Annotated in this window: 23 protein-coding genes, 1 tRNA gene and 2 pseudogenes; 11 read left to right on the forward strand and 15 right to left on the reverse strand. The window is 61.1% G+C overall.

What is annotated here, in order from left to right:
- Both A3E77_RS08715 and A3E77_RS08720 read left to right on the forward strand, forming a co-directional pair.
- Positions 1-1025: aldehyde dehydrogenase family protein (locus A3E77_RS08715; protein WP_293645015.1), on the forward strand; the 1025-nt coding region annotated here is incomplete at its 5' end.
- Positions 1026-1092: 67 nt separating this feature from the next.
- Positions 1093-1177 (forward strand) — tRNA-Leu (locus A3E77_RS08720).
- Positions 1178-1741: 564 nt separating this feature from the next.
- On the opposite strand, the pseudogene A3E77_RS19430 reads toward A3E77_RS08720, so the two are convergent.
- The 10 genes and pseudogenes from A3E77_RS19430 to alr all read right to left on the reverse strand — a co-directional run.
- Positions 1742-3100 (reverse strand): annotated as a pseudogene (locus tag A3E77_RS19430) (recombinase family protein); the annotation flags it as partial.
- A gap of 38 nt (positions 3101-3138) precedes the next feature.
- Positions 3139-4704 (reverse strand): hypothetical protein, encoded by a 1566-nt coding sequence (locus A3E77_RS08735; protein WP_293645021.1) that lies wholly within the window; start codon positions 4702-4704, stop codon positions 3139-3141.
- Positions 4705-4785: 81 nt separating this feature from the next.
- Positions 4786-5112 (reverse strand): hypothetical protein, encoded by a 327-nt coding sequence (locus tag A3E77_RS08740; protein WP_293645023.1) that lies wholly within the window; start codon positions 5110-5112, stop codon positions 4786-4788.
- Positions 5109-5783, reverse strand: a complete 675-nt coding sequence (locus A3E77_RS08745; protein ID WP_293645025.1) for a hypothetical protein — start codon at positions 5781-5783, stop codon at positions 5109-5111. The genes A3E77_RS08740 and A3E77_RS08745 overlap by 4 nt, the downstream gene beginning before the upstream one ends.
- Before the next feature lie 304 nt (positions 5784-6087).
- Entirely contained in the window at positions 6088-6255 is a 168-nt protein-coding gene (locus tag A3E77_RS08750) for a DUF6771 family protein (RefSeq protein ID WP_293645027.1), read from the reverse strand.
- Between the two features lie 130 nt (positions 6256-6385).
- On the reverse strand, positions 6386-6700 hold the full coding sequence (locus A3E77_RS08755; RefSeq protein ID WP_293645029.1) for a DUF2326 domain-containing protein: 315 nt from the start codon (positions 6698-6700) through the stop codon (positions 6386-6388).
- A 14-nt stretch (positions 6701-6714) separates the two neighbouring features.
- A pseudogene (locus A3E77_RS08760) lies at positions 6715-7861 on the reverse strand (IS3 family transposase).
- A gap of 808 nt (positions 7862-8669) precedes the next feature.
- A complete protein-coding gene (locus A3E77_RS08765; protein WP_293645031.1) occupies positions 8670-9017 on the reverse strand; it encodes a RidA family protein in 348 nt (115 codons plus the stop codon).
- Between the two features lie 21 nt (positions 9018-9038).
- Positions 9039-10295 (reverse strand): D-amino acid dehydrogenase, encoded by a 1257-nt coding sequence (locus tag A3E77_RS08770; RefSeq protein WP_293645033.1) that lies wholly within the window; start codon positions 10293-10295, stop codon positions 9039-9041.
- The gene (gene alr / locus A3E77_RS08775; RefSeq protein WP_293645035.1) at positions 10292-11431 is read right to left on the reverse strand and encodes an alanine racemase; all 1140 of its coding nucleotides are present in this window, start codon (positions 11429-11431) and stop codon (positions 10292-10294) included. Before alr ends, A3E77_RS08770 begins: the two co-directional genes overlap by 4 nt.
- A 139-nt stretch (positions 11432-11570) precedes the next feature.
- On the opposite strand from alr, the gene A3E77_RS08780 reads away from it, so the two are divergent.
- Positions 11571-11999: an Lrp/AsnC family transcriptional regulator gene (locus A3E77_RS08780; RefSeq protein ID WP_293645037.1), complete on the forward strand. Its 429-nt coding sequence runs from the start codon at positions 11571-11573 to the stop codon at positions 11997-11999.
- On the opposite strand, the gene A3E77_RS08785 is transcribed toward A3E77_RS08780, so the two are convergent.
- Entirely contained in the window at positions 11964-12212 is a 249-nt protein-coding gene (locus A3E77_RS08785; protein WP_293645039.1) for a hypothetical protein, read from the reverse strand. The genes A3E77_RS08780 and A3E77_RS08785 overlap by 36 nt on opposite strands.
- Positions 12213-12446: 234 nt before the next feature.
- On the opposite strand from A3E77_RS08785, the gene A3E77_RS08790 reads away from it, so the two are divergent.
- The 8 genes from A3E77_RS08790 to A3E77_RS08825 all read left to right on the forward strand — a co-directional run bounded on the left by A3E77_RS08790 (position 12447) and on the right by A3E77_RS08825 (position 18476).
- The gene (locus A3E77_RS08790; protein ID WP_293645041.1) at positions 12447-13460 is read left to right on the forward strand and encodes a rod shape-determining protein; all 1014 of its coding nucleotides are present in this window, start codon (positions 12447-12449) and stop codon (positions 13458-13460) included.
- Between the two features lie 344 nt (positions 13461-13804).
- Positions 13805-14155 (forward strand): hypothetical protein, encoded by a 351-nt coding sequence (locus A3E77_RS08795; protein ID WP_293645043.1) that lies wholly within the window; start codon positions 13805-13807, stop codon positions 14153-14155.
- Positions 14145-14864, forward strand: a complete 720-nt coding sequence (locus A3E77_RS08800; RefSeq protein WP_293645045.1) for a uroporphyrinogen-III synthase — start codon at positions 14145-14147, stop codon at positions 14862-14864. Before A3E77_RS08795 ends, A3E77_RS08800 begins: the two co-directional genes overlap by 11 nt.
- Positions 14865-15112: 248 nt before the next feature.
- Entirely contained in the window at positions 15113-15283 is a 171-nt protein-coding gene (locus A3E77_RS08805) for a hypothetical protein (protein WP_293645047.1), read from the forward strand.
- A 35-nt stretch (positions 15284-15318) separates the two neighbouring features.
- A complete protein-coding gene (locus tag A3E77_RS08810) occupies positions 15319-15882 on the forward strand; it encodes a hypothetical protein (RefSeq protein WP_293645049.1) in 564 nt (187 codons plus the stop codon).
- A gap of 152 nt (positions 15883-16034) precedes the next feature.
- The gene (locus tag A3E77_RS08815; protein ID WP_293645051.1) at positions 16035-16358 is read left to right on the forward strand and encodes a hypothetical protein; all 324 of its coding nucleotides are present in this window, start codon (positions 16035-16037) and stop codon (positions 16356-16358) included.
- A 94-nt stretch (positions 16359-16452) separates the two neighbouring features.
- Positions 16453-16746, forward strand: coding sequence for a hypothetical protein (locus A3E77_RS08820; RefSeq protein ID WP_293645053.1), 294 nt, complete (start codon positions 16453-16455; stop codon positions 16744-16746).
- Between the two features lie 221 nt (positions 16747-16967).
- Positions 16968-18476 carry an FMN-binding glutamate synthase family protein gene (locus A3E77_RS08825; RefSeq protein WP_458574429.1) on the forward strand — a complete coding sequence of 503 codons (1509 nt, stop codon included), beginning with the start codon at positions 16968-16970 and terminating at the stop codon, positions 18474-18476.
- Between the two features lie 79 nt (positions 18477-18555).
- Here the strand turns inward: A3E77_RS08825 and A3E77_RS08830 are convergent, their stop codons facing one another.
- The 4 genes from A3E77_RS08830 to A3E77_RS08845 all read right to left on the reverse strand — a co-directional run bounded on the left by A3E77_RS08830 (position 18556) and on the right by A3E77_RS08845 (position 20831).
- Positions 18556-19302, reverse strand: coding sequence for a sulfite exporter TauE/SafE family protein (locus A3E77_RS08830; protein ID WP_293645057.1), 747 nt, complete (start codon positions 19300-19302; stop codon positions 18556-18558).
- A gap of 87 nt (positions 19303-19389) precedes the next feature.
- On the reverse strand, positions 19390-19992 hold the full coding sequence (rnk, locus tag A3E77_RS08835) for a nucleoside diphosphate kinase regulator (protein WP_366652626.1): 603 nt from the start codon (positions 19990-19992) through the stop codon (positions 19390-19392).
- A 330-nt stretch (positions 19993-20322) separates the two neighbouring features.
- A complete protein-coding gene (locus A3E77_RS08840) occupies positions 20323-20511 on the reverse strand; it encodes a YdcH family protein (protein WP_293645059.1) in 189 nt (62 codons plus the stop codon).
- A gap of 188 nt (positions 20512-20699) precedes the next feature.
- Entirely contained in the window at positions 20700-20831 is a 132-nt protein-coding gene (locus A3E77_RS08845; protein WP_293645061.1) for a hypothetical protein, read from the reverse strand.
- Positions 20832-21462 lie beyond the last annotated feature (631 nt).

Below are 21462 nucleotides of genomic sequence, written 5' to 3' on the forward strand. Positions count from 1 at the left end.
TTGCGGCGGGCAATCGCGCAATGATCAAGCCCAGCGAATTCACCGAACATGTCTCGGCGTTGATGGCGCGGCTCGTCCCCGATTATTTCGACGAGAGCGAAATGGCGGTGTTCACCGGCGATTCCGACGTCGGCGTCGCCTTCTCGAAGCTCGCCTTCGACCATATGATCTTCACCGGCGCGACCAGCGTCGGGCGCCACATCATGCGTGCCGCGGCGGACAATCTGGTGCCGGTGACGCTCGAACTCGGCGGCAAGTCGCCGACCTTCATCGGGCGCAGCGCGAACAAGGACCTCGTCGGCCAGCGCGTCGCGCTCGGCAAGATGATGAACGCGGGGCAGATCTGCCTCGCCCCCGATTACCTGCTCGTCGCCGAGGATCAGGAGGGCGCGGTGATCGACAGCGTGACGAAGGGCGCGGCCGCGCTTTATCCGACGCTGCTTGCCAACGACGATTACACCTCGGTCGTCAACACGCGCAATTACGACCGGCTGCAAAGCTACCTTGCCGATGCGCGCGAGAAGGGCGCCGAGGTGATCGAGGTCAATCCGGCGGGCGAGGATTTCGCCAGCTCGAACGGCCACAAGATGCCGCTGCATATCGTCCGCAACCCGACCGACGACATGAAGGTGATGCAGGAGGAAATCTTTGGCCCGATCCTGCCGGTCAAGACATACAAGAATATCGACGACGCGATCGATTATGTGAACGCCCACGACCGCCCGCTCGGCCTTTATTATTTCGGGCAGGACAAGAGCGAGGAGGACCGCGTGCTGACGCGGACGATCTCGGGCGGCGTCACGGTCAATGACGTGCTGTTCCACAACGCGATGGAGGACCTGCCGTTCGGCGGCGTCGGGCCGTCTGGCATGGGCAATTATCATGGGCTGGACGGCTTTCGCACCTTCAGCCATGCGCGCGCGGTCTATCGCCAGCCGAAGCTGGACGTCGCGGGGCTCGCGGGCTTCAAACCACCCTATGGCAAGGCGACGGCAAAGACGCTTGCGAAAGAGCTCAAGAAATAGCTTGGCAAGATATGGCGCTTCGCCCTAGGGGAAGCGCCGCGCTTTCGGGCGCGCCAAGGTTGCTTGGGCCCCTGTGGTGAAATTGGTAGACGCGCTCGACTCAAAATCGAGTTCCGCAAGGAGTGCTGGTTCGAGTCCGGCCAGGGGCACCATTCCCGGTCAAAACTGGGCACCACTCCGCCGGGGTGGCGGTCACCCCGAACGAGCGCATGCTCGAGCGCGAGTTTCGAGCCGCAGATCGTGATCTGGTCATTGCCGAGACCGACCTTGCCGATGATGAGACGGACATAGGCTTTCCGGAGAGCGGGATCGTCGGCCTCAAGCTTTTCGCGGAGCATGTTCCCGAAGCGATCGATGATTTCGGGCGTAATGCGGCGCTTACCCTTTTCCATCTGCCGCTCGAGGCTCTCGATCGTATCATTCAGCGAGGCCACTTTGGTGCGATGCTCAGCGAAACGCTTGGCGACGGTGGGATCGCGGGACGACATGAGACCGGTCTCGACCAGCTCCAGGAGCTTGCCGATTGCGGTTTCCGCCCGAGTTCTTTCGGCGCGTGCCTGCTGGAGATCGCGTGCACGACGCTCATCGGCTACGTCCGAAGCTTCGAGGACGTGGACCAGCAACTCGCGGAGGCGGGCGGGTTCGAGAATCCGGTGTTTGAGCTCGTTCAGCACGAGTTCGTCGAGCTGCTCTTCACGAATGCTCTTGCAAGAGCAACGGCTCGCAGACCCATTCGCCTTGGCGTTGCAGGTATAGTAGCTGTATCTGCCACCCTTGCCGGTCGTGATCGTCAATCCATGGTGGCAGCCGGGCATATCGCACATGGCGACGCTGGTCAGCAACGGGCGCCCGTTGGTGATGCGTGGCGCGGTCTTTGCCGGCGCGGCCTTGGCGCGGGTCGCGGCGACGATTTCGGCTTCCTCGGGCTCGATGATGCGAGGACATTCGATCCAGATCCAGTCCTCGGGTCCGGGAACGCGACCGTTATCGTCGGCTGTCTTGTCCGGGTAGGCGCCGCGATAGTGTGGCCGTTTCAGAATCCCGTCGATCGCGCTGTGGAAGAAGGGCTTGCCGCGCAGCGTATAGCCGTTGGCTTCGAGCCATTCGGCGATAGACCGGGTCCCCATCGGCTGGCCGGTTAGGCCATCGCGGGCCATCGCGTAGATGCGGCGAACGACAGCAGCCTCATGCTCGACGATCACGAGTTTCTTGCGTTCCTTATTGCCTTCCACAGCGGCGGTTTCGGTTTTGTAGCCGTAAGGCACGGTGCCGCCGTTCCAATAGCCCGAGCGCGCGTTGGTTCGACGATCGCGTCGCGTAAACAGCGACGCGTCATTGGCATATTTTTCGTTCATGATCGCAATCATGGAACGCATCATCTGGCCGTTCGGGCCGGGCCCAAAATCCTCGGTGATCGAAATGAGGCGGACGCCCGCGGTTTGCAGGCGATGTTCGGTGACAACCTGGGTGAGCAGGCGCCGGGCAAAGCGATTGAGGTTATAGACGATAACCACCTGCACCGGGTGCTCGGGGCCGGTCGCGAGATCGATCATCTTGTCGAACTGCTTGCGGGCAAGGCTGCGGCCCGAGACCCCGGGTTCTTCAAAAATTTCGAGAAGCTCGATCCCTTCTTTCTCGGCATAGGCTTCGATCGCCGCCTTCTGGCTGGCGATGCTGGCGTTATTGCCATCTTCTTCGTCAACTGACACCCTCACGTAACCAAATGCTTTGAGTGCAGCTGCAACCTTCGACTTCACCATTTCAATTTCCTTCAATTCAATGTTTTTCACCATTTTTGACGCTTCATTCGAAGAGCAGGCGCAGGCGGTCGGCGAGATGATATTCGACGAGCCTGGCCTCTTCCGGGAGGAGCGACAGCATGTCCGGCAGGTCGCAAACCACGGGACGCGCGGCCGTCGTCCGGGACCCTCGACGGGGCCCAGCTCGGCTTTGCTTCTGTGTCTTTGGAACATCGTCGGACATGACGATGCTGATGCGCTAGCCGCTGAACCCGATTCGGCGTTGGCGGCGCGGGGCGATCCACCGGGCACAAAAAGGGGCGGAAATCCTGCCATTCCGCCCCTGATTGGTGCCCGCCAGACAGGTTTAACGACTATCCGTTGGAGGGCATGCCCAGGCGCCAGCCGATCGGACCCCAGGCCTGCTCCGCGATAATGCGGCTTTCGGTGGTCGGGTTGCGGGCGAATTCCTTCGAGAAAGCCTTCCCGATACGGGTGTAGGCGTGCGAATAGGCCTCCTTCGGATCGCGGCGTTCACCGGTTCCGATACGCGACTGCTGGTGCGCGTGAATTTCTTCGAAGGTGAACGGTTCGCCGCGGTGGGCCTCAGCGATCTCGCGCGTTCCGGCGATTATGGCGTTGTCGGCGCTGTCGGTGACCGCCAGCAGGCCCTTGGGGAGGTGTCCCGGATCGCGCGTAACCGTACAGCGAAGCAGGAAGAAGAGGCGGTTTGCGCGATGCACATTGTGACGCTTGATCGCTGGGAGTGTTACGCGCTTACCGAAACGCACCGCCTCGATCGCCAAATCCAATACTTCCGGCTGGGGTTTGTAGATGGCCTTCTCGCTATCATTGACCGGGCCCGTCCAGGCCACGGCACGCTCGCAGGCGAGCCACAGCCGGGCCAAAGGATCGAATTCGCGGCGCTTGTAAACGGGCTGGCGAGCGAGCGACTTGTTGGAACGGATGTCGCTGATGTCGGAGCGCAACTGGCGAAGCAGCGCCCGCGCTTCCATCATGCGCTGCAGAATATAGGCTTCAAGATCGTCGCCATGGGCCGCGCGCCACACAACCAGCGCGGTCTTCGCCCGCTGCTCGAGATCGCCGGCATCGCGGAACGGCTTGGCCTCCGCCTCGGTTGCATCTCGCCCGAAAGGGAGACCTCCCCAAGAAGGCCAGCTAACGGCGTAGCTCCCGCGATTCGTGTCGATGATCAAGCCGTGGTGCGCGAACGAGGCCTGGAAGTCTTGAGGCACCGGCTTGTCCTCTTCACCGAAGTAGAGTCGCGCCGCTTCCTCGAAGAGCTCCAGTTCGTCGGAGATGCGGACGGCGAGGCTCGCGTTCAGCGGAGCCTTTCCGTTTGCCGCGCCATCGAGCGGCGGCAGTTCGGTTGGACGATAAATGCGGACATGAGCGGCCGCTGCCTCCATTTGCAGATCGTGGGCGATCCAGAGACGCGACACCGTGGCGATAATCATCAGAACGTCTTTAGCGTCATATTCATCGCCATAGCCTTCGCGCGGAACCGCACGCACGGCGGCGACGACGCGCCCCTCAAGGAGATACTTTATCAGTTGCGGATCACGCCCATTGAGCGCCATGAGGACTCCGGCGAGCAGATCCAGATCATCGACGCAGAGCAGATCGGCCATTTCGCGTCGCGCTGCCTCGTCGGGGACACGGAGAAGGCAGCGCTGGATCCAGTTATCGAAGCCCGCTTGCGTGCGCTCCACAAGCGAGGCGTCATAATAGCGACGCTGCTGTTCGAGGATGATCAGTTCCAGCTCGGTCAGATTCATCTTCTCCGCGAGGAGCTTCTTTATCTCTTCGTTCGAGAGCTTCGGGAGCGCATAATCCTCCGCCTGATAAGCAACCGTGGACGTCAGAGCTGCGCCGAGATTGGCGGGGCGAGAGCCGAACGGAAATAAGTAATTCTTCATATTTCATTAACCTCTTCATTCAAGGGCGCGATCAAGCCGCAGGAACGAATATGGAACGATCCGAAATTATTTCAAATTTCTTCAGCCGTTAGACTTGAAATCGTGGCTCGCTGAACCATTTTCGGATTCGGAAAAGGAAAAAATTTTTTTTGCGCCCTTCTCCATTTCTTCTGTCAAATCGCGTTCCAGTTGATGGATTCGGTGGCTCAATCGATCGAGTTCGCCGATCTGAGTGAGCGGCGATCGTCCGTCCGCGAGTGCTGTGCTGACGCGATCAGCCAGCGCATCGAAGGCTGCAGCCAGGTGATGGCGTTCCTGCAGTCGGAGTTCGATCCGCTGTTCCAGCGCGGCGAGGTCATGAACGGCCATCGGCTCGGCGGCGCAATCATCATGGATGCTGTCGGTCATTCGATGAACCCCGGAAGGTCCGGCAATGCCGGCATAGGCGGCGGCGCCCAGAATCGTGGATTCCCACCCTGCTCCTTGAGCCACTCGAAAGCCCCGCCGCGTTTCCTGAACTTCGGTTCGGCGATGTCGAGGGCCCGGGCGATCTCGCGGACCAGATGCTTCTGATTGACCGTGACCTTGTCGTGCCGCCAGCTTTGCATAGGGTCGCGTCCCTTTTCCGAGCGGAGGAAGGTCACGGTCTCGTTGATGTAGAGCTGCCGGAGCCAGGTCAGCCGCGACCAGCTCCCCCACGCGCGGATGCAGGCGCCAGCCTCGGAATCGAACAATATCCGGAGCATGCCGCTCAGGCTCTCGTGCGGGTGATGCCGTGCGATGTCGACGAGGAGCAGAAGGCCGAATGCGCCGAGGTGATCGAAACCCGCGAGCGCGACGTCGTCGAGAAGATGGCCGCCATTCGGTTCGAGCGCGCTGCCCGTGCGATAGCATGCACGGTCGCGCGCGTTATACGCTGCCCGGCGGTGAAGATATGTTTCTGCCTCGCGGATCGCGTCGGTCAGATCTTCGATGTGCCCGGTGTTCGAGGCGGAAAGGCTGTCCAGCGCGCACGCTAGCAGATTGGCTGCGTTAGCGAGGTGGTTCGGGGTGACGGGCGGGGGAGGTGCGTGGGTCATGCCCACGGTCCTGCATCAGGTCCGCAACCCGATTCGGCGTTGGCGGCGGTCGGTCTCCCGCTGTCGATCGTCTGCGGGTCGATCGTCTGCGGGAGGCAATCGCTCCACGCCGGGCCGGGTGCAGCATCCATATAGGTCGCGATGTGCCCCCATGCGAGGGGCGCCGATTATATTGGCAGTCCGCTACCAGTCTGATGAGCTACCTCTCTCGGGAACGATGAGCAAGGATTGGAGCTGCGCGTTCGCTGGTCAGCCGGACCCGTGCCAAATTGGAGAATGGCGCTACCTTGATTGATTCAAACGACTAAGTCGAAGGTTTTTCGGTTTTGCGCAGCGTGTCTGCAATCATTGCCGCCAGCGATTCTTCAGCCTGGATGCGGACGACGCGGTCTCTGGATTCGAGGTCGCGGCGAATCCACTGCGGAGCGCGCTCAATTGCGCCGAGGACGATGGTGGTCAGATCATCGGTCATGCCCGCGGCTATAGCGAGCCGCGAGCCACTTGCAATCATGGCGGACATCGGCAGCAACGCGCCTCATCTCGGTCGTTCCTAGCCAGACTAAGTCGTGCCCAAAAGCTGCCATTCCTTCATCTGATCGTACTTATTTGCGGAGTTCCGAAGTGCTGCGCCCCTCAAGGTCGAACCGAAAACCGAAGAGCCCCCCGGTCTCGTCGTCGGCCAACTTCACTGCGTTGACAAACGGCGCCAGCGAGACGTCGCTCAGCATCTCCGCATTTTTGAATTCGTCGCTGTTCAGCGCCACAATGTATTGGCCATCGACGTCGTTGGCGACGAAATTGCCGTACGCGAGCGCTTGGCTTACCTGACGTGAATCGACACCATCAAACAGATGGCTATCGTGGATGAGTAGGCGGGGACCGGTGACGAACTGGCCTGCTGCCGGTTTGATGGACACCGAGATAAGTTCATTCAGGCTACCCCAGCTTCACGTTCGAAGTCGATAGGACTGAGGTAACCCAGGGTCGAGTGACGCCGGGTCGGGTTGTAGAAGCATTCGATTTAATCGAACACGTCGGCCTTCGCCTGCGCCCTCGTGCGGTAGATTTCTTCCCGATCCGCTCGGTCTTGAGCGAGGAGAAGAAGCTCTCCATGGCGGCATTATCCCATACATTGCCGGACCGGCTCATCGAGCAGGTGACCCCATTATCGGCCATCAGCCGCTGGAACTGCTCGCTGGTATATTGGCTTCCCTGATCCGAGTGATGCAGCAGCGCGTCGGGTTTGCCACGCCGCCAGATCGCCATGATCAGCGCATCGGTGACGAGCTGGGCTGTCATGGTGGCGCTCATCGACCATCCGACTACCCGGCGCGAGAACAGGTCGATCACCGCCGCAACGTAGAGCCATCCTTCGGCCGTCCAGATATAGGTGAAGTCTGCGACCCACTTCTGGTTCGGCCTGTCGGCCGTGAACTGGCGATCCAGCACATTGCCGGCGATGACCGACCGTTCGCCATGATCCTTGGGAAGCCCGCGTCGCCGCGGCCTTGCTCGCAGCCCCTGCGCCCGCATCAGTCGTTCGATCCGGTGCAAGCCGCAGGATACCCCGTCGGCCAGCAGATCGTGCCAGACACGGCGCGCACCATAGGTGCGATAGCTTCCTACATGGCTGGCACGGACCTTCGCACCGATCACCTCGTCGTCGCGGGCACGCTGCGACGGCGGGCGGATCAGCCAGGCATGAAAACCGCTTCGCGAGACACCGAGCGCCCCGCACATCCATGCCACCGGCCAGATCCCTCGGTGCTTCGCGATGAACTGGAACTTCATATCGAGTCCCTCGCGAAGTAGGCGGCGGCTTTTTTTAGGATGTCGCGCTCCGCCTTCAGCTTGGTCAGCTCGCGCCGCAGGCGATCGATCTCCATCTCCTCCGGCTTCATCTGGCCGTGACCGGGAAAGGCATGGCCCGGATCGGCGGCAAGCTCCCGGACTCATTTACGCAGCACGTTCGCATGCACCTCCAGATCGCGCGACGCCTGGGCGATCGTCACCCCGCGTTCGCGGACCATCCTCACCGCCTCAAGCTTGAACTCGCGGCTGAACTTCCTTCTTTGCATTGTGGACCTCCGATAGGTGGAAACACCCTATCTCGGTGTCCACCAAACCGGCAGCAGGCCACCCTTACCCTTAGTACTCCAGTTTCTGCGTACGACCCTTGCCAGCGGGCGACCCGCGATTTCCGGCAAGCGGACCGAGCCTATACCGATTATTGCGGTCTGGTTCGCGGCCAGGCGCCGTACGACAGTTACACTTGCGCGCGCCGAGGCGAGCGCGGTCGCGAATTGTACGAGGATGTGCAGTTGGCATATCTCGTCATGACCCGGTCTTGCCGCTAGGTCAGTTCTCATCGATCAAGCCAGAAGATCAGTGGTTCGGCGAGCGCGATAGTAGAGAGGAACGCTCTACTTATGGGCGCTGACGCGCGCGCAAGAACCGACCGCTGCCGTGCTGCGCAGGCTCGAGGAGCGCGTAAAATCGATGGGCTACGATTGGTCTCTCGTCCGCATGACCAAACAGTGAAAGAGGAAGGCGCTTTGGACGCTTCGGTCTTTTCATGTTTCTAACTTTCGCAGGCGCGCGCGGGGGCGCGCGTTGAAATTGCAGAGCGTGGCTAATTCCAAAGGGTGGCCCCCGGGTCAGTGGCGCGAAGCACCTTGGAACCGGCGGCAACTAGCCCGCGAGAAGCTGTCCATTTTCGCTGCGAAAACGGCAAAGATGGTGTGCATTGTGCATGCACACACGGTACGCCGCTTCGAGAGTTGAGTAAACCGCCGCAGCCCGGCCTGCTTGTGCGGCGGGGCCGCGGCGGCATGGATTTAACGCGCCAGGCTACCTCGGCGCGCGTACGGGTGCCGCATGGCCCGATCAGGAAAGGGCAGCGGTCACGAGGATTTCGACGCGATAGTCCGGCGTCGCGAGCTTCACCTCGCCGGTGGCGCGGGCAGGCGCGTTGGCGCCGCCTACCCATTGGTCCCAGACCGCGTTCATGGCGCCGAAGTCGCTCATGTCGGCAAGCCAGATCGTCGCGGTCAGGATGCGTGATTTGTCGGTCCCCGCCTCGGCGAGCAACGCGTCGATCTTGCCGAGAACCGCGCGGGTTTGGGCCGCCGCATCTTCCCCCGGTGCGCCGACCTGGCCGGCCAGATAGACCAGATCGTTATGGATCACGGCCTGGCTCATCCGCGGCCCCGAATGGAGTCGTTCGATAGTCATAATAGTCCTTTCCTTTTGGCTTCACATGTAGCGATCGATGCCGAGACCGGCGGGGTCGAGCGGGGGACGCTCGCCGCTGATCAGCGACGCGATAAGCCGTCCCGATCCGCATGCCATCGTCCAACCCAATGTACCGTGCCCGGTATTGAGAAACAGGTTCGGGATCGGCGTGGCACCGATGATCGGCGTGCTGTCGGGCGTCATCGGGCGAAGTCCGCTCCAGAAATGCGATGGCGCCATCATGTCGGCACCGTCTGGAAACAGGTCCTTCAGCGAGTGACGCAATGTGGCCTCGCGCTCGGGCGGCAGCGCGGCATCGAAGCCAGACAGCTCCGCCATCCCGCCTACCCGGATCCGATCGCCGAGCCGGGTGATCGCGATCTTGTAGCTTTCGTCGAGCAATGTCGATAATGGCGCGCAATTCGCGTCGGCCACCGGCAGGGTGATTGAATAGCCTTTTACGGGATAGACCGGCAGGGAAACCCCGGCCGGGCGAAGCAGCGCTGGCGAGTAGCTACCGAGTGCCACCAGATAGGCATCGCCGCGGACCAAGCCGGCATCGGTCCGGACGCCCTTGACACGGCCGCCGTGCATTTCGAGCCCGGCGATATGCGAACTGTAGCGCAGCTCGACGCCCACCTCCGGGAGGTGACCGGCAAGCTGGCGCGTGAACAGGTGGCAATCGCCGGTCTCGTCGCCGGGCAGGCGGAGACCGCCGACGAAGCGCTCCTGCGCGGCTGCAAGGCCGGGCTCGGCGCCCACGCAGCCGTCGCGGCCGAGCAGGGTGTATGCGACGCCATAATTTTCGAGCACCGCGATATCTTCTGCGCTGGCGTCGAACTGCTTCTGGGTCCGGAACAACTGGAGTGTGCCTTGCGAACGCTGGTCATAGTCCAGCCCAAGCCGCCGGCGCAGCGCAATCAACTCGTCGCGGCTATATTCGGCAAGTCGCACCATGCGGCTCTTGTTGAGGGCATAGCGCCCGGGCGTGCAGTTTCGCAGCATCGCCAGGATCCACCGGATCATCGCCATATCGATGCGGGGGCTCACGATCAGCGGCGCATGCTTCATGAAGAGCCAACGCATCGCCTTGAGCGGAATTCCGGGCGCCGCCCAGGGCGAGGCATAGCCCGGCGAAATTTCGCCTGCGTTGGCGAAGCTGGTTTCGAGCGCGGGGCCTGGTTGCCGGTCGACCAGCACGACCTCATGCCCCGCCTCGGCGAGATAATAGGCCGACGCAACCCCGATCACCCCCGCGCCGAGGACGATGACCCTCATGCCGCTGCCCTATCGTGTGCAGCCCGCATCTGCCCGTTCTCGATGGCGAAGCGAGCGTGCCGCGGCCCAAGTCCGGTCAGGATGTCATAGGCGATGGTGCCCGCATGGCGCGCGACATCCTCAAGCGATTGCGAAGGCCCCAGCAACTCCACGAAATCGCCCTCCGCAATAGCGTCACCGGCAAGACCGCCGATGTCGATCGTGAGGGTGTCCATGGATATGCGCCCGATGATCGGAAGGCGCACGCCGCGGTGCCAGGCCGCGCCTTTGCCGCCCAGGCTCCGCGGCCAGCCGTCAGCATAGCCCATCGCAACCGTCGCAAGCCGCTGAGGCGCGATCGCGATATGATCGAGTCCATAGCCGACGCCCGTGCCCGGCTCGATCAAGCGGATCTGAAGGATGCGCGCATCGAGGCGCACGACGGGCTGCAAGCCTTCCGCCGCCGCGACCGGCGCCACCCCGAACAGCGCGATGCCTGGACGCACCACATCACAGTGGAAGTCGCGCGGCAGAAAGGGACCGGCACTGTTCGCGACAGACCTGGGCACCGCGGAAAAATGGGCGGCGACCGCCTCGAACCGGCGGAGCTGTTCGCTATTCGCTGCGCGGGCTGGCTCGTCACCGCAGGCAAGGTGCGTCATCAAAAGCTTGAGCTCGAGCTCACTCTCCAATGCAGGATCTCCTGCAGCTGCCAGCGCCGCGTCGGGCGACAAGCCGAGACGCGACATGCCGGTGTCGATCTGGAGCGCGGCCGGTAATCGCCGCGCGGCAGACCGGGCGTACCCCCGCCAGGCAGCGAGTTGCGTGGCCGAGTTCAGGACCGGAACGAAGCCGGCCTCCGCACACGCCGCTTCGCTGCCCGGATCAAGGCCATTGAGGATGGTGATTTCGGAACCGGAACCCACGATAGGTCGCAGCCTTTGGACCTCGCACAGCCGAGCGACGAAAAAACGGCGGCAGCCCGCATCAAGAAGGGCGGTCGCGATCGCATCGATACCCAGACCATAAGCGTCAGCCTTGACGACCGCCCCGCATTCTGCCGGCGTGACGCGCCGTGAAAGACGATGGAAGTTCGCCGCGATCGCATCGCAATCGACGATCAGGCGGCTCGAGTGGGGCGGGGCAGGCGGTTCCATTTTGATCTCCCTCGCGAACGAGGATAGCGCGCGTCATGCGAAATTTTTCGCGGAATCCACCAACAATGATGCTAAACTCGGTCCTTATTGACATTATCTGCGATAATTTGGGGGAATCTTCATGCCGAGCCTCGGTGACATGGATCGCCGCATCCTGAACGTTTTGCGGCTGAACGCACGGATCACGAACAGCGATCTTGCTGCCGAAGTCGGACTGTCTCCCTCCGCCTGCTTGCGGCGTGTGCGGCTTCTGGAACAGTCAGCTGTGATCCGAGGATATACGACGATCGTCGCGGGTGGCGCGTCGGAGGAAGGAACGATCGCGATCGTGCAGGTGGAACTCGAGCGACAGTCGGAGGAATATCTCCTGCGTTTCGAGGCGGCGCTCCGGCGGCATGCAGAAATCCAGGAGTGGTTCCTGATGACCGGCGATGGCGACTATATTCTGCGGGTGCAGATCGGTGGGATCGACGATTATGGCGTGTTTCATCGCGATGTATTGTCGCGATTGCCCGGCGTCGCCCGCATCACCTCAAGCTTCGCCATGCGCAGCCACCGCAGGATGTAGCACGCTTGATAGCGCGCTCAGGGCGCAGCAGGTCGTCGGATCGTCGCTGCGAACAACTGCACGCTCGAAATCCTCCCCAAGATCGACGTCGCCGCAAGCGGAGGCGAGGCAGCGGCGCAGGGACTGGTCCGCAAGGAGCTTGTTCACTTGCTCGCTGTCGCGTTGGATCTCGATATCGACGGCGGCACCTTCAACGGCAAAGATCCGAACCATCGGTCCTGAAAGTTGCTCAGGGCTCTATTCTTGCTATTTCCGCCGATCGCATTTCGCGGCTTTGAGCGAAATGACCGTGATTGCCTGATCCCGATGCGACGCATTTCATCGGGCCCTGCTGCGCTTCATGTGGCCGCTCATCTCTGCCCACTCCTGCGGTGGAGCGTTTTTGACCCGCTTCCGGTTTCAGCTTAAATCGGCGACTTTGCACAGACTTCTTGCTACGGGCCTCCGATGAGCGTGAATTTTGCAAACAGCCGCGCCGAATTTGCGATAGATTTCGGAACCGCGAATTTGAGAGTGATCCATCGTGACGATGGCGTCATTTTTGACGAACCCTCGCTCTGTTGCCTCGCGGACGGGGAGTGGGGACCCGCGTTGGTCGCTGCCGGCTTGCCCGCGAGCGAGATGAGCGAACGAACGCCTTCTGGGTTGCGCGTTCGGCGGCCCCTGAAACGCGGCGTTCTTCAGGATATCGGTTCAGCGACGCAGCTCCTCCGCTATGCCGTCCCCAAAGTACGCAGACGGCACTTGTTCGGAACGCAGAGGGTGATTATCGGGCTACCGGCCGATGCGACGCAGGCCGAGCGCCGCGCCATGCTCACCGCTGCGCACGACGCCGGGCTCAATCCTTTAGACCTGATACCCGAACCGCTCGCGGCCGCGATTGGAGCCGGCCTGGCGGTTCGAGCACCCAGGGCCACCATGCTCGTGGAGTGCGGAGCGGGGACGACGGAGGTGGCGGTGCTGTCGCTTGGCGGAATCTGCCAGACGCGCGCGCTCCGCGGCGGCGGCGACGAGATGGACCAGGCCATCATCGACCATCTTCACTTTCATCACAAACTGCTGGTCGGGCGCCGAAGTGCTGAACGGATCAAGCGGGCTCTGGAGACCGTGCCGGCCCCGGCAAACGGAAAATGCTCGCCGATCGAGGTCAAGGGGCGCAGTCTTGTATCGGGGCTCCCGACAAGCCTTCGAATCCCGTCCGCCGAAATCGCAAGCGTTGCCGAGAAGCACGCGCAGAATATCGTCGATCTCGTGCGAGAAGTGCTCGGCGCGACCACCCCGGAACTGAGCGACGATATCCACACGCATGGCATTTTTTTGACAGGCGGCGGCGCTGCGTTGCCCGCGATCCGCGCCATGATCGAAGCGCAAACCGGGCTTGGCGTGACGCTCGCCGATACGCCAGATCAATGTGTTGCGCGCGGGCTGTTACAGATTTTGCGCGGAGAAGAAATAAACTGAAGTGTCATGTCCGGCGGATTTTCGCCGTTGCTCGTCACATGGCCTCATTGGTCCGACACGCGTGCGCAAACCCGCGTTCCACCAGCTTTTTGGTGCGCCATGGCCATAGCTATCTATACATGCTATAGAGATCGCATGCGATTGAGTTCTGAAAATCTTCGCTTCATGACGCGCGGAGGCAAGCTTCCGACGCGCCTGCGCCCCTCGGGACCGCCGTACCGCTAAGGCGGTACGCGGGCACCGAGGCCGCGTTCCTGACAGCTCGTCAGGGTTCCCCAAATTATTGAATGGGCAGTCTTGCGGCCCGCAAGTCGGCGTTTTTGCGCCGACGGAGTCGCGCGCCCATGGAGCAGAACATGGAAGAAAATCCAAGTCTCGCTGCGCTGATTGCACAGCGCGCCGAATTCGCAAATCAAATGTCGGTACGCCTTGGCGATGCATGCGCTGACGCGGGAGGCGATTCGCGACAAATAGCGTCGCAGCTTCTCGATATCATCCTTCGATCCTTTGAGAAGCAGGGCCTTCCCGCCGCCGACGCAAAGATTTTTGACAAATCTTGCGTCAGCCGCTTTGGCGACGAGCTCATTCCAATCTTGCGCGATATTCTAGGGCACGATGTCCCGATCAGCTTTCTCGCCCACTGCATCGACGGCTATTGGCGCGGCGTTCGCCACGTGCTTCAGCATGCCGCCTGACGTCGGCCGGGTGTGGGTCACCCGCACCGCGCCATTCAACCAACTGACCGCCAAGCGCCTCGCAGCGAAGGGATATGAGACATTGCTCATGCCCGCGCTGCGGGTCGTCCCCGTTGCGACGCATGTTCCCGTCGCAGTGCCGGACGCGCTGATATTCACGAGTCTCAACGGCATTCGTCTTCACCGGTTCTTGCCGGCGCTTGCCAATCGCCAGGTTTTTGCGGTGGGCGACCACAGCGCTCGCTTTGCCCGCGCCATAGGCTATCGGCGCGTTATGTCCGCGAGCGGGAATGTCTCGGACCTGGCGAAGTTGATCGTGGCACAAAGCGTGCCCGGATCGACGGTCCTGCACATCGGGGCGGTGCAACCTGCCGGCGATCTTGAGGTTTTGCTGGCTGCTGGCGGGGTGCGGCTACGCCGCCATCCCGTTTATGATGTCGTCGAAAGCAACCTTGCAGGGATGAGAAGTGTGGTCGCCAGTCCCGCGGGGCTGGCCGCGGCCCTGATCCACTCGCCGCGTGCGGGCGCGCATGTCGCGGCTTGGCTCGACCGCCGCCGACCCGCGTGGCGCGGGGCGGTCGTCTGTATATCCGAAGCTGCTGCCTCGTCCTTTCGAAATGGGAGAGGGTTGGACATCAAGGTTGCGAAGCGACCGGACGAGGCATCGATGCTCTCATGTCTTGGCATGTCTGGGACTGACCGATCATGATCGCATGCCTTACTGCCATTTTATCCTGTCTCGCCGACCCGGCGCTACGCTTACCAATTAATCAAGTTGACTTAGTTTGGGCAATGGCCATGATGGCTGGCGATGAATAATTCACTCCTCTTGCGGCGCTCGGCGCACCACGCAGGCCGGCTTCTCGAAGGCTAGCCGCCCCGAACTCGCATCCGGCGGGGGCGGGGCACAGCTATGACCTAGCAAGCAAAACGACCCCAGCGGGTCCGAGTGACACCATGAACAGCATCGATACAAGATCTTCCGCGCGAGCGGAGGATGTTTCTGCGCAGCTGCGCGAACAATCAGGCGATGACAAGATCATCAAATTCCCTGCCCGTGAAACGGAAGCGCGACCGGTTCCGCCGATGCCGCCGTCCAAGCCGCCGGGTCCGCAACGCGCCGCTTAATCGTCGTCAGGGCTATTCAAAGAATCGAGACTATCGTGGAAATCAAGCCGCCGGACGCGCTTTTTGCGCGTCTGCTTCGCAGCGCCTCTTTGCGAGCGAACGAATTATTGTCAGTACCAGGAGGTGCGGCCCGCGTCCGCGTGATCGCTGACGATGGCTATAACGACATCGAGCGGCTGGCATTATCGCCCTTCGCCGATGACCAACTCGTCGCCGTCGCTTTGCGCCTGGGCGATACCTGCCGCGGCGCCGGTCAGCCATTGGTAGCGCGGATGGCGCAATATTTTCACATCCCTGCGCCTTCGATCGAAGTCGAAGCTTTACGCCGGTCAATCTGGTCCGAGCAGGAGCGGGCGGGGCTGCCTCTCGACGAAGCCCGGCGCGAAGTCGCGATTGTGGAAAGCCGGATGATCGACGGCGAGCGATCTCGTCGCTCCGAACTGCGAGCCTATGCCGCCCTTTACTCCGATCTTTGGTGCGATCCGCGAACGGGCGCTCCATTGTCGACGCGCCGAATGATGCTCGCGATGGTGACAGGCTTCGCCGAGCGGTCAAATACATCGAGCGTATCATCCGGTCGCCTGGAGATCGTGTCGTGACGGGCCAGGCTCGAGAAAATCGAAATGGGCCCTTGCAACTCGGCTGCCGGGCGCAGGCGCTTTACGTCCTCACCTTCGTCCTGCTCTTTCTCTTGGCGTGCTGGTTCGTCGGGTCGCTCATCACCAAGCGCGCGTAGCCGGCGAGACCTGCAATGTTCTCGACAACTTCCGCTCCGCTCGCGCCGACGCCTGCCGTTCCCGAACCGATGTCAGGCCTCATCTTCGTTCTGATGGTGGCAGGACTCTATTGTCTGGCGTTCGCGTTCACGCGGCGCCCGCGGATTTGCTGGGCGACTGCCGCTATCGTCTGTTTCTACGGCGTGATCGCGATCGTCTGGACAAGCCAAATGGGTAGCAGTTCTGCTACCGGTGCCGCGATCGATAATGCGCTTAGCGTGTCGCCGCAGTTCGGCGAGCAAAGCCACCCACCGACCCTTTTGCCGGACAAGGACGCGCGGGTCGGGGGCCTCAATTGATGGTCTTGCGAGCAATGAAGCCGCAAAAACAACCAGCTGCGGCGCATGGGCGCCGATACTTTTCGCCACCTATTTCGAGTTGGGAGCAATCCAAATGGGCATCCGCGCCCGCCTTCGCTCAAAAGCTGCAGCGCGCCCTACGCGCGATGTAGAAGCTATGCTTGCGCGCTATCCGCGGCTCACGACGGATGAAAATGCGCGCCTGCTGGCACTCCTCCCATCAATTCCATTGCTCGACACGGCGATCATCATGGCTGACGAGCATTTATCGAAGAAGCTTGATGCCTTCTATTTGGCTCATCGGGACGCATTCGCTGACCGATGGTCGCGGCTGCTGCCCGTCATTATCGTTCTGGCCCTTTCTGTCCTGGGTCTCCTATCCCCCTGAGCGACCCGATTTCCTGATGAATCGTCGGCGCCGACCCGGCGCGTCATCCGCGGAGGCACAGCTCTTTTGCGGCATTTTTTCTTTTTTCCCGAGCCGTCCGGGTTGCAGCGCGGACATGAATGGAGCTTCTCGTGTTGATCAACCGCTATTCGCCACTGCTCATCAGCTTCGCCGCCACAGTGGCATTTACGCTATTCCTGCCGCACCTCTGGGCAATCCTCATGATCATCATATCAGGCGGACTGGCACTGACCGGTGTGATGGATCTCGCTCAACCCGAACATTCGGTCCGCCGAAATTATCCGCTTGTCGGACGGCTGCGGTGGATCTTCGAAAGCGTTCGCCCTGCGATCCGGCAATATCTTGTCGAGGGCGACCAGGAACAAACGCCCTTTTCGCGCAGCCAGCGCTCACTCGTCTATGCACGTGCCAAGAATGAGATCAGCGACCGGCCGTTCGGAACGCTGGTCGATGTGTATCGCAACGGCTATGAATTCATCGCCCACTCGACGCGGCCCGGGCCCGTCGCTGACCCGGCGAGCTTCCGCGTACTCATCGGCGGGGCAGATTGCGCCCAACCTTACCCCGCTTCGGTTTTCAACATATCGGCGATGAGCTTCGGCGCGCTGAGCGCCAACGCCATCCGGGCGCTCAATAAGGGCGCCAAGTTGGGCGGCTTTGCCCACGATACGGGCGAAGGTTCGATCAGCCGCTATCATCGCGAGCATGGCGGCGATCTCATCTGGGAAATCGGCAGCGGCTATTTCGGGTGCCGCACCGACGAGGGCGGGTTTGATCCGGTTCGCTTCGCCGAGCAGGCAGCCGATCCTCAGGTCAAGATGATCGAACTCAAGATTAGCCAGGGTGCCAAGCCGGGAATGGGCGGCATCCTTCCCGCGGCGAAGATCACCGCGGAGATATCCGAGACGCGCGGCATCCCGCGCGGCCGCGACTGCATCTCTCCAGCACGGCACAGCGCCTTTTCCACCCCGATCGAACTCATGCAATTCATTGGCGAACTGCGAAAATTGTCGGGCGGCAAGCCCGTCGGTTTCAAACTTTGTATCGGACAGCCCTGGGAGTTCATGGGCATCGTCAAGGCCATGCTCGAGACGAATATCCTGCCTGACTATATCGTCGTCGATGGCGGGGAGGGCGGAACGGGCGCGGCGCCGTTTGAATTTACCGACCATCTGGGCATGCCCATGCGTGAGGGGTTGCTTTTCGTGCACAATACGCTCGTCGGCGCCAGGCTCCGTGGCAGGATCAAGGTCGGCGCGGCGGGGAAAATCATCAGCGCGTTCGATATTGCGACCGCGATGGCGTTGGGCGCCGACTGGACCAATGCCGGGCGTGGGTTCATGTTCGCGATCGGATGCATCCAGTCGCTGGCCTGCCACACGAACCGCTGCCCGGTGGGGGTTGCAACACAGGATGCGGTCCGTCAGCGCGCCCTGGACGTCAGCGACAAGGGCGACCGGGTCTATCATTACCATCGCAACACATTGCTTGGCCTGTCGGAAATGATTGCGGCGGCGGGGCTTGATCATCCCGCGCAACTCAGCCCTCACCATCTGGTCAGGCGCGTGAGCCTAACCGAAATCCGGCTTTTCTCACAGTTGCACATCTTCCTCGAAGAAGGCGAATTGCTGGCCGGCGCTTCGGAACGGGATTTTTACAGCGCCGCCTGGCGTCTGGCGCGGCCGGACAGTTTCGAGTTGGCCGTGTGAGCGGTTCGGGAAAACAGGCAGGTGCGCGCGAGCGAGGTCTTGCGCTCACCTGCCTTGTGAAGAAAAGTTGGTATCGCGACTAATTCAGAAGTCTTGCGAAAAAGATCAAGCTCATGGCCGTGCCGACGATAATGATGACGGCGCGGACTAGGGCTGTCGGCAGCCTGCGTGCGAGCGGCGCGCCTGCATAGCCGCCAATCGTCGCGGCCGCCTTCATCACCAGCTCCTGGGGCCAGGCTACCAGGCCGACGAGAGCAAAGGTCGCGACAGAGGTGCCGGAGATCAATAGCGATATCGCGCTTTTCAGACCGTTCATCTGATCAAGGTCGCGCATGCCCCAACACGCGAACAGCGCGAGCAAGACGATGCCAAGACCGCCGTTGAAATAGCCTCCATAAATGGCGACCACGATCAGCGACGCCATGTTATCGGCCATGGCAAATCGATGGCGCTTGGCCCACTTCTGGACAGGTTCCGCGAAGGCGAAAGCAGTGGTGGCAATCAGCAGCAGGAAGGGAACAGCGAACGAAAAGGCCTCGTTGGAAGACACCAGCAGCAGGAGTGAGCCCACCAATCCGCCGAACAGCGTCGCTCCGACAATCTTCAGAAGCTGGCGCCGCGAATAGGCGGAAATTTCCCTTCGGAACCCCGCTGCGCCGCCAAGATAGCCCGGCGACAGGGCGACTGCGCTGGTCGCATTGGCTGTCACCAAGGGCACACCGGTCAACACCAGCGCGGGCAGCGTCAGAAATGTCCCTCCGCCAGCAATGGTGTTCAAGACGCCGGCGAAAAATGCGGCACATGCCAACAAGCCGTAATCGCTCATCCCGAAATCTTTCGGCGGGATGGGGAATCAAAGGGGGGAGGCTGACCTGCCTTCATTCAAGCGTCCTTGCGCTCCCCAAGCTTTGCTTCATTCGGCCTTCGCTGGCTGTTGAACCTTGAGAATGCTGAGCTTTCGTTCGCGTCCGTCACGATCGGGCCAGAGGATCGATTGTCCCTCGCGCAGCCCGATCAATCCCGCGCCGACGAGGGTCAGAACCGAAATGCGATAGGCCGCGATATCGGCGTCCTTCGGGTAGAGGAGCTCATAGGAATATTCGCGGCCGCTCGCTTCATCGAGGAAGCTCGCCCTGGCATGCATGGTGATGACATCGGGCGGAATGCGATCCGCCTTATGCAAGACGGCGCGCGTAATTTCGCCGAGAAGCATGGCGCTGACTTGCGGCAGCCGATCTTCGACCGCCACTGCCAGGTTCGAGAGACTTTCCGCCTCGCTGTCGATCATATGGATGGCCGGACGCTTTCCGGTCCTGGATTTGGACATGGTGCTACTTTCACTTGAATGGGTGCAGACGCGTTGCCGGGCAACGCGGTTTCGAGATCTGGAATGTTCGCCCCGAGCCCGGGGCGTGTTGCACCGAAGCTCGGGGCTAGAAGCCCGCGAGAAGCTGTCCTCCATGAACACGGAAGCCGAAAGGATGCGGTTCGGATTGCATAGGGGCAGGTTGGCCAAAGCAGATCGCAAAGTCAAATCTTCTCAAGGCATTTCGGCCTCTTCGCATCGGCCTCGCCGCTTCTCGTCTTTGTACTCTTCTGTGCAAGACATATCGATCGAGCGGGCGTTGGCGCGGTTAGCCGCCGGCGCGCGTGCGCGCTAAGGGCGATCGGGGTTGGCCCGGCGACCGGCCAACCGACAACTCGCACCGCCGTCATTATCCCGGTTCGCTGGAACTGCCTCGATCGAATGGGCAAAACCGAAACCGCTTTTCGACACTGTCACCGTTCGTCACGTCATTATTGTAATATCGCGGCGAAGCCACAGAGCGGGGCTCCGCCGCGGGGGCTAAAATGCTGGCGCGTGGTGACGCTCCGCCGCTTCAATTCGGGCGATCCGGTCCTTGATCGACAATCTCGTCTTCTTAAGCTCGCCCAGCGTCAAGGGATCATATCCCTTTGAACCCTGCCGCTTGGCGATGAGTCGCGAAACTAGCTCGTGGTTTTTCTTCAGACGACGAATTACCGACTTTGACATCATTGTTCTCCGTTAAATTCGACGCGGATGTCTCCTATCCGCTGGGGATGCGCGAAGCGGGTTGTCCCGTAACATTCTCTTGGCCCTCGACGGCGAATTCGCGCGGACGGGTAGAAGAGATCGGACAGGGGCTCTCTTGCTTGGGGGGAGGCAAAATAGCCCCTGTCCGCACGACCTGAAAGATAGTGTCAGTCGTGTTTTCGCTGGCCCGGTAGCTGCTTGCGCAGCGCTGCCGACACCGAATTTTCGACGTCGGACGTGTCTTTCTGCTTCTTGGGCTTCCGCGGCTCGCGGTTTCCTCGTTGGTTCTTCTTTGCCATGTCGATGGCTCCGTTTGATCAGTTCATCCAAAGGGCGTTGCCCTGACGGCCGCACGCCTGACCCGGAGATATTGCGCATCCGGATCAGGCCGATCCAAGGGGTTGTGGTGGCACCAGATTGGCTTTTCTGTAGTTCATGATCAGATCCTGAAACGAATGGAGATCATGGATTTGCCGAAGACATAGCTATGAGAGCTATGTTGATGGACGCGACAGAGAAGAAAATCATTACTTTTAACCTCAACCTGAATTGGTGAGATTCCTGAGCTCGATCGGCGGCAGTTATATCGTCCTGCGATTGCGAAAAGGAGGTTGGCACGAACATCATCTCTTTCAATCCGCGCGCGCGTGCGGATGCGGCCTATCGTCACTCGCAGGCGAGAGACGACCGACCTCTCCATCGAAGCGGCACGGAGTTCATGGTCTTTCAGAAAGAAAGCGCATCAAACGCGCCTCTTTCAATGGAAATTGCATATTTGAAAATTCAAGCAGGCCGAATGATCATTCGCGCTTCATTGCTTGATAAAATGGCCCCGAACTCCCGGATATCAAATCATCCGGGTGGGGCGGGCTACAGCGTTAGCAGTTTTTCCGTGCTACGGAGCCAAAGGGAACATATTTCAGTAGCCAT

The organism is Sphingopyxis sp. RIFCSPHIGHO2_12_FULL_65_19 (genome assembly GCF_001830555.1).
Lineage (GTDB): Bacteria > Pseudomonadota > Alphaproteobacteria > Sphingomonadales > Sphingomonadaceae > Sphingopyxis.

Coding starts and splice junctions, on each gene's coding strand:
- A3E77_RS08735 (WP_293645021.1), bottom strand. CDS start 4,704: ATGAAGAATTACTTATTTCCGTTCGGCTCTCGCCCCGCCAATCTCGGC.
- A3E77_RS08740 (WP_293645023.1), bottom strand. CDS start 5,112: ATGACCGACAGCATCCATGATGATTGCGCCGCCGAGCCGATGGCCGTT.
- A3E77_RS08745 (WP_293645025.1), bottom strand. CDS start 5,783: ATGACCCACGCACCTCCCCCGCCCGTCACCCCGAACCACCTCGCTAAC.
- A3E77_RS08750 (WP_293645027.1), bottom strand. CDS start 6,255: ATGACCGATGATCTGACCACCATCGTCCTCGGCGCAATTGAGCGCGCT.
- A3E77_RS08765 (WP_293645031.1), bottom strand. CDS start 9,017: ATGACTATCGAACGACTCCATTCGGGGCCGCGGATGAGCCAGGCCGTG.
- A3E77_RS08770 (WP_293645033.1), bottom strand. CDS start 10,295: ATGAGGGTCATCGTCCTCGGCGCGGGGGTGATCGGGGTTGCGTCGGCC.
- alr (WP_293645035.1), bottom strand. CDS start 11,431: ATGGAACCGCCTGCCCCGCCCCACTCGAGCCGCCTGATCGTCGATTGC.
- A3E77_RS08780 (WP_293645037.1), top strand. CDS start 11,571: ATGGATCGCCGCATCCTGAACGTTTTGCGGCTGAACGCACGGATCACG.
- A3E77_RS08785 (WP_293645039.1), bottom strand. CDS start 12,212: ATGGTTCGGATCTTTGCCGTTGAAGGTGCCGCCGTCGATATCGAGATC.
- A3E77_RS08790 (WP_293645041.1), top strand. CDS start 12,447: ATGAGCGTGAATTTTGCAAACAGCCGCGCCGAATTTGCGATAGATTTC.
- A3E77_RS08795 (WP_293645043.1), top strand. CDS start 13,805: ATGGAGCAGAACATGGAAGAAAATCCAAGTCTCGCTGCGCTGATTGCA.
- A3E77_RS08800 (WP_293645045.1), top strand. CDS start 14,145: ATGCCGCCTGACGTCGGCCGGGTGTGGGTCACCCGCACCGCGCCATTC.
- A3E77_RS08805 (WP_293645047.1), top strand. CDS start 15,113: ATGAACAGCATCGATACAAGATCTTCCGCGCGAGCGGAGGATGTTTCT.
- A3E77_RS08815 (WP_293645051.1), top strand. CDS start 16,035: ATGTTCTCGACAACTTCCGCTCCGCTCGCGCCGACGCCTGCCGTTCCC.
- A3E77_RS08820 (WP_293645053.1), top strand. CDS start 16,453: ATGGGCATCCGCGCCCGCCTTCGCTCAAAAGCTGCAGCGCGCCCTACG.
- A3E77_RS08825 (WP_458574429.1), top strand. CDS start 16,968: ATGATCATCATATCAGGCGGACTGGCACTGACCGGTGTGATGGATCTC.
- A3E77_RS08830 (WP_293645057.1), bottom strand. CDS start 19,302: ATGAGCGATTACGGCTTGTTGGCATGTGCCGCATTTTTCGCCGGCGTC.
- A3E77_RS08840 (WP_293645059.1), bottom strand. CDS start 20,511: ATGTCAAAGTCGGTAATTCGTCGTCTGAAGAAAAACCACGAGCTAGTT.
- A3E77_RS08845 (WP_293645061.1), bottom strand. CDS start 20,831: ATGGCAAAGAAGAACCAACGAGGAAACCGCGAGCCGCGGAAGCCCAAG.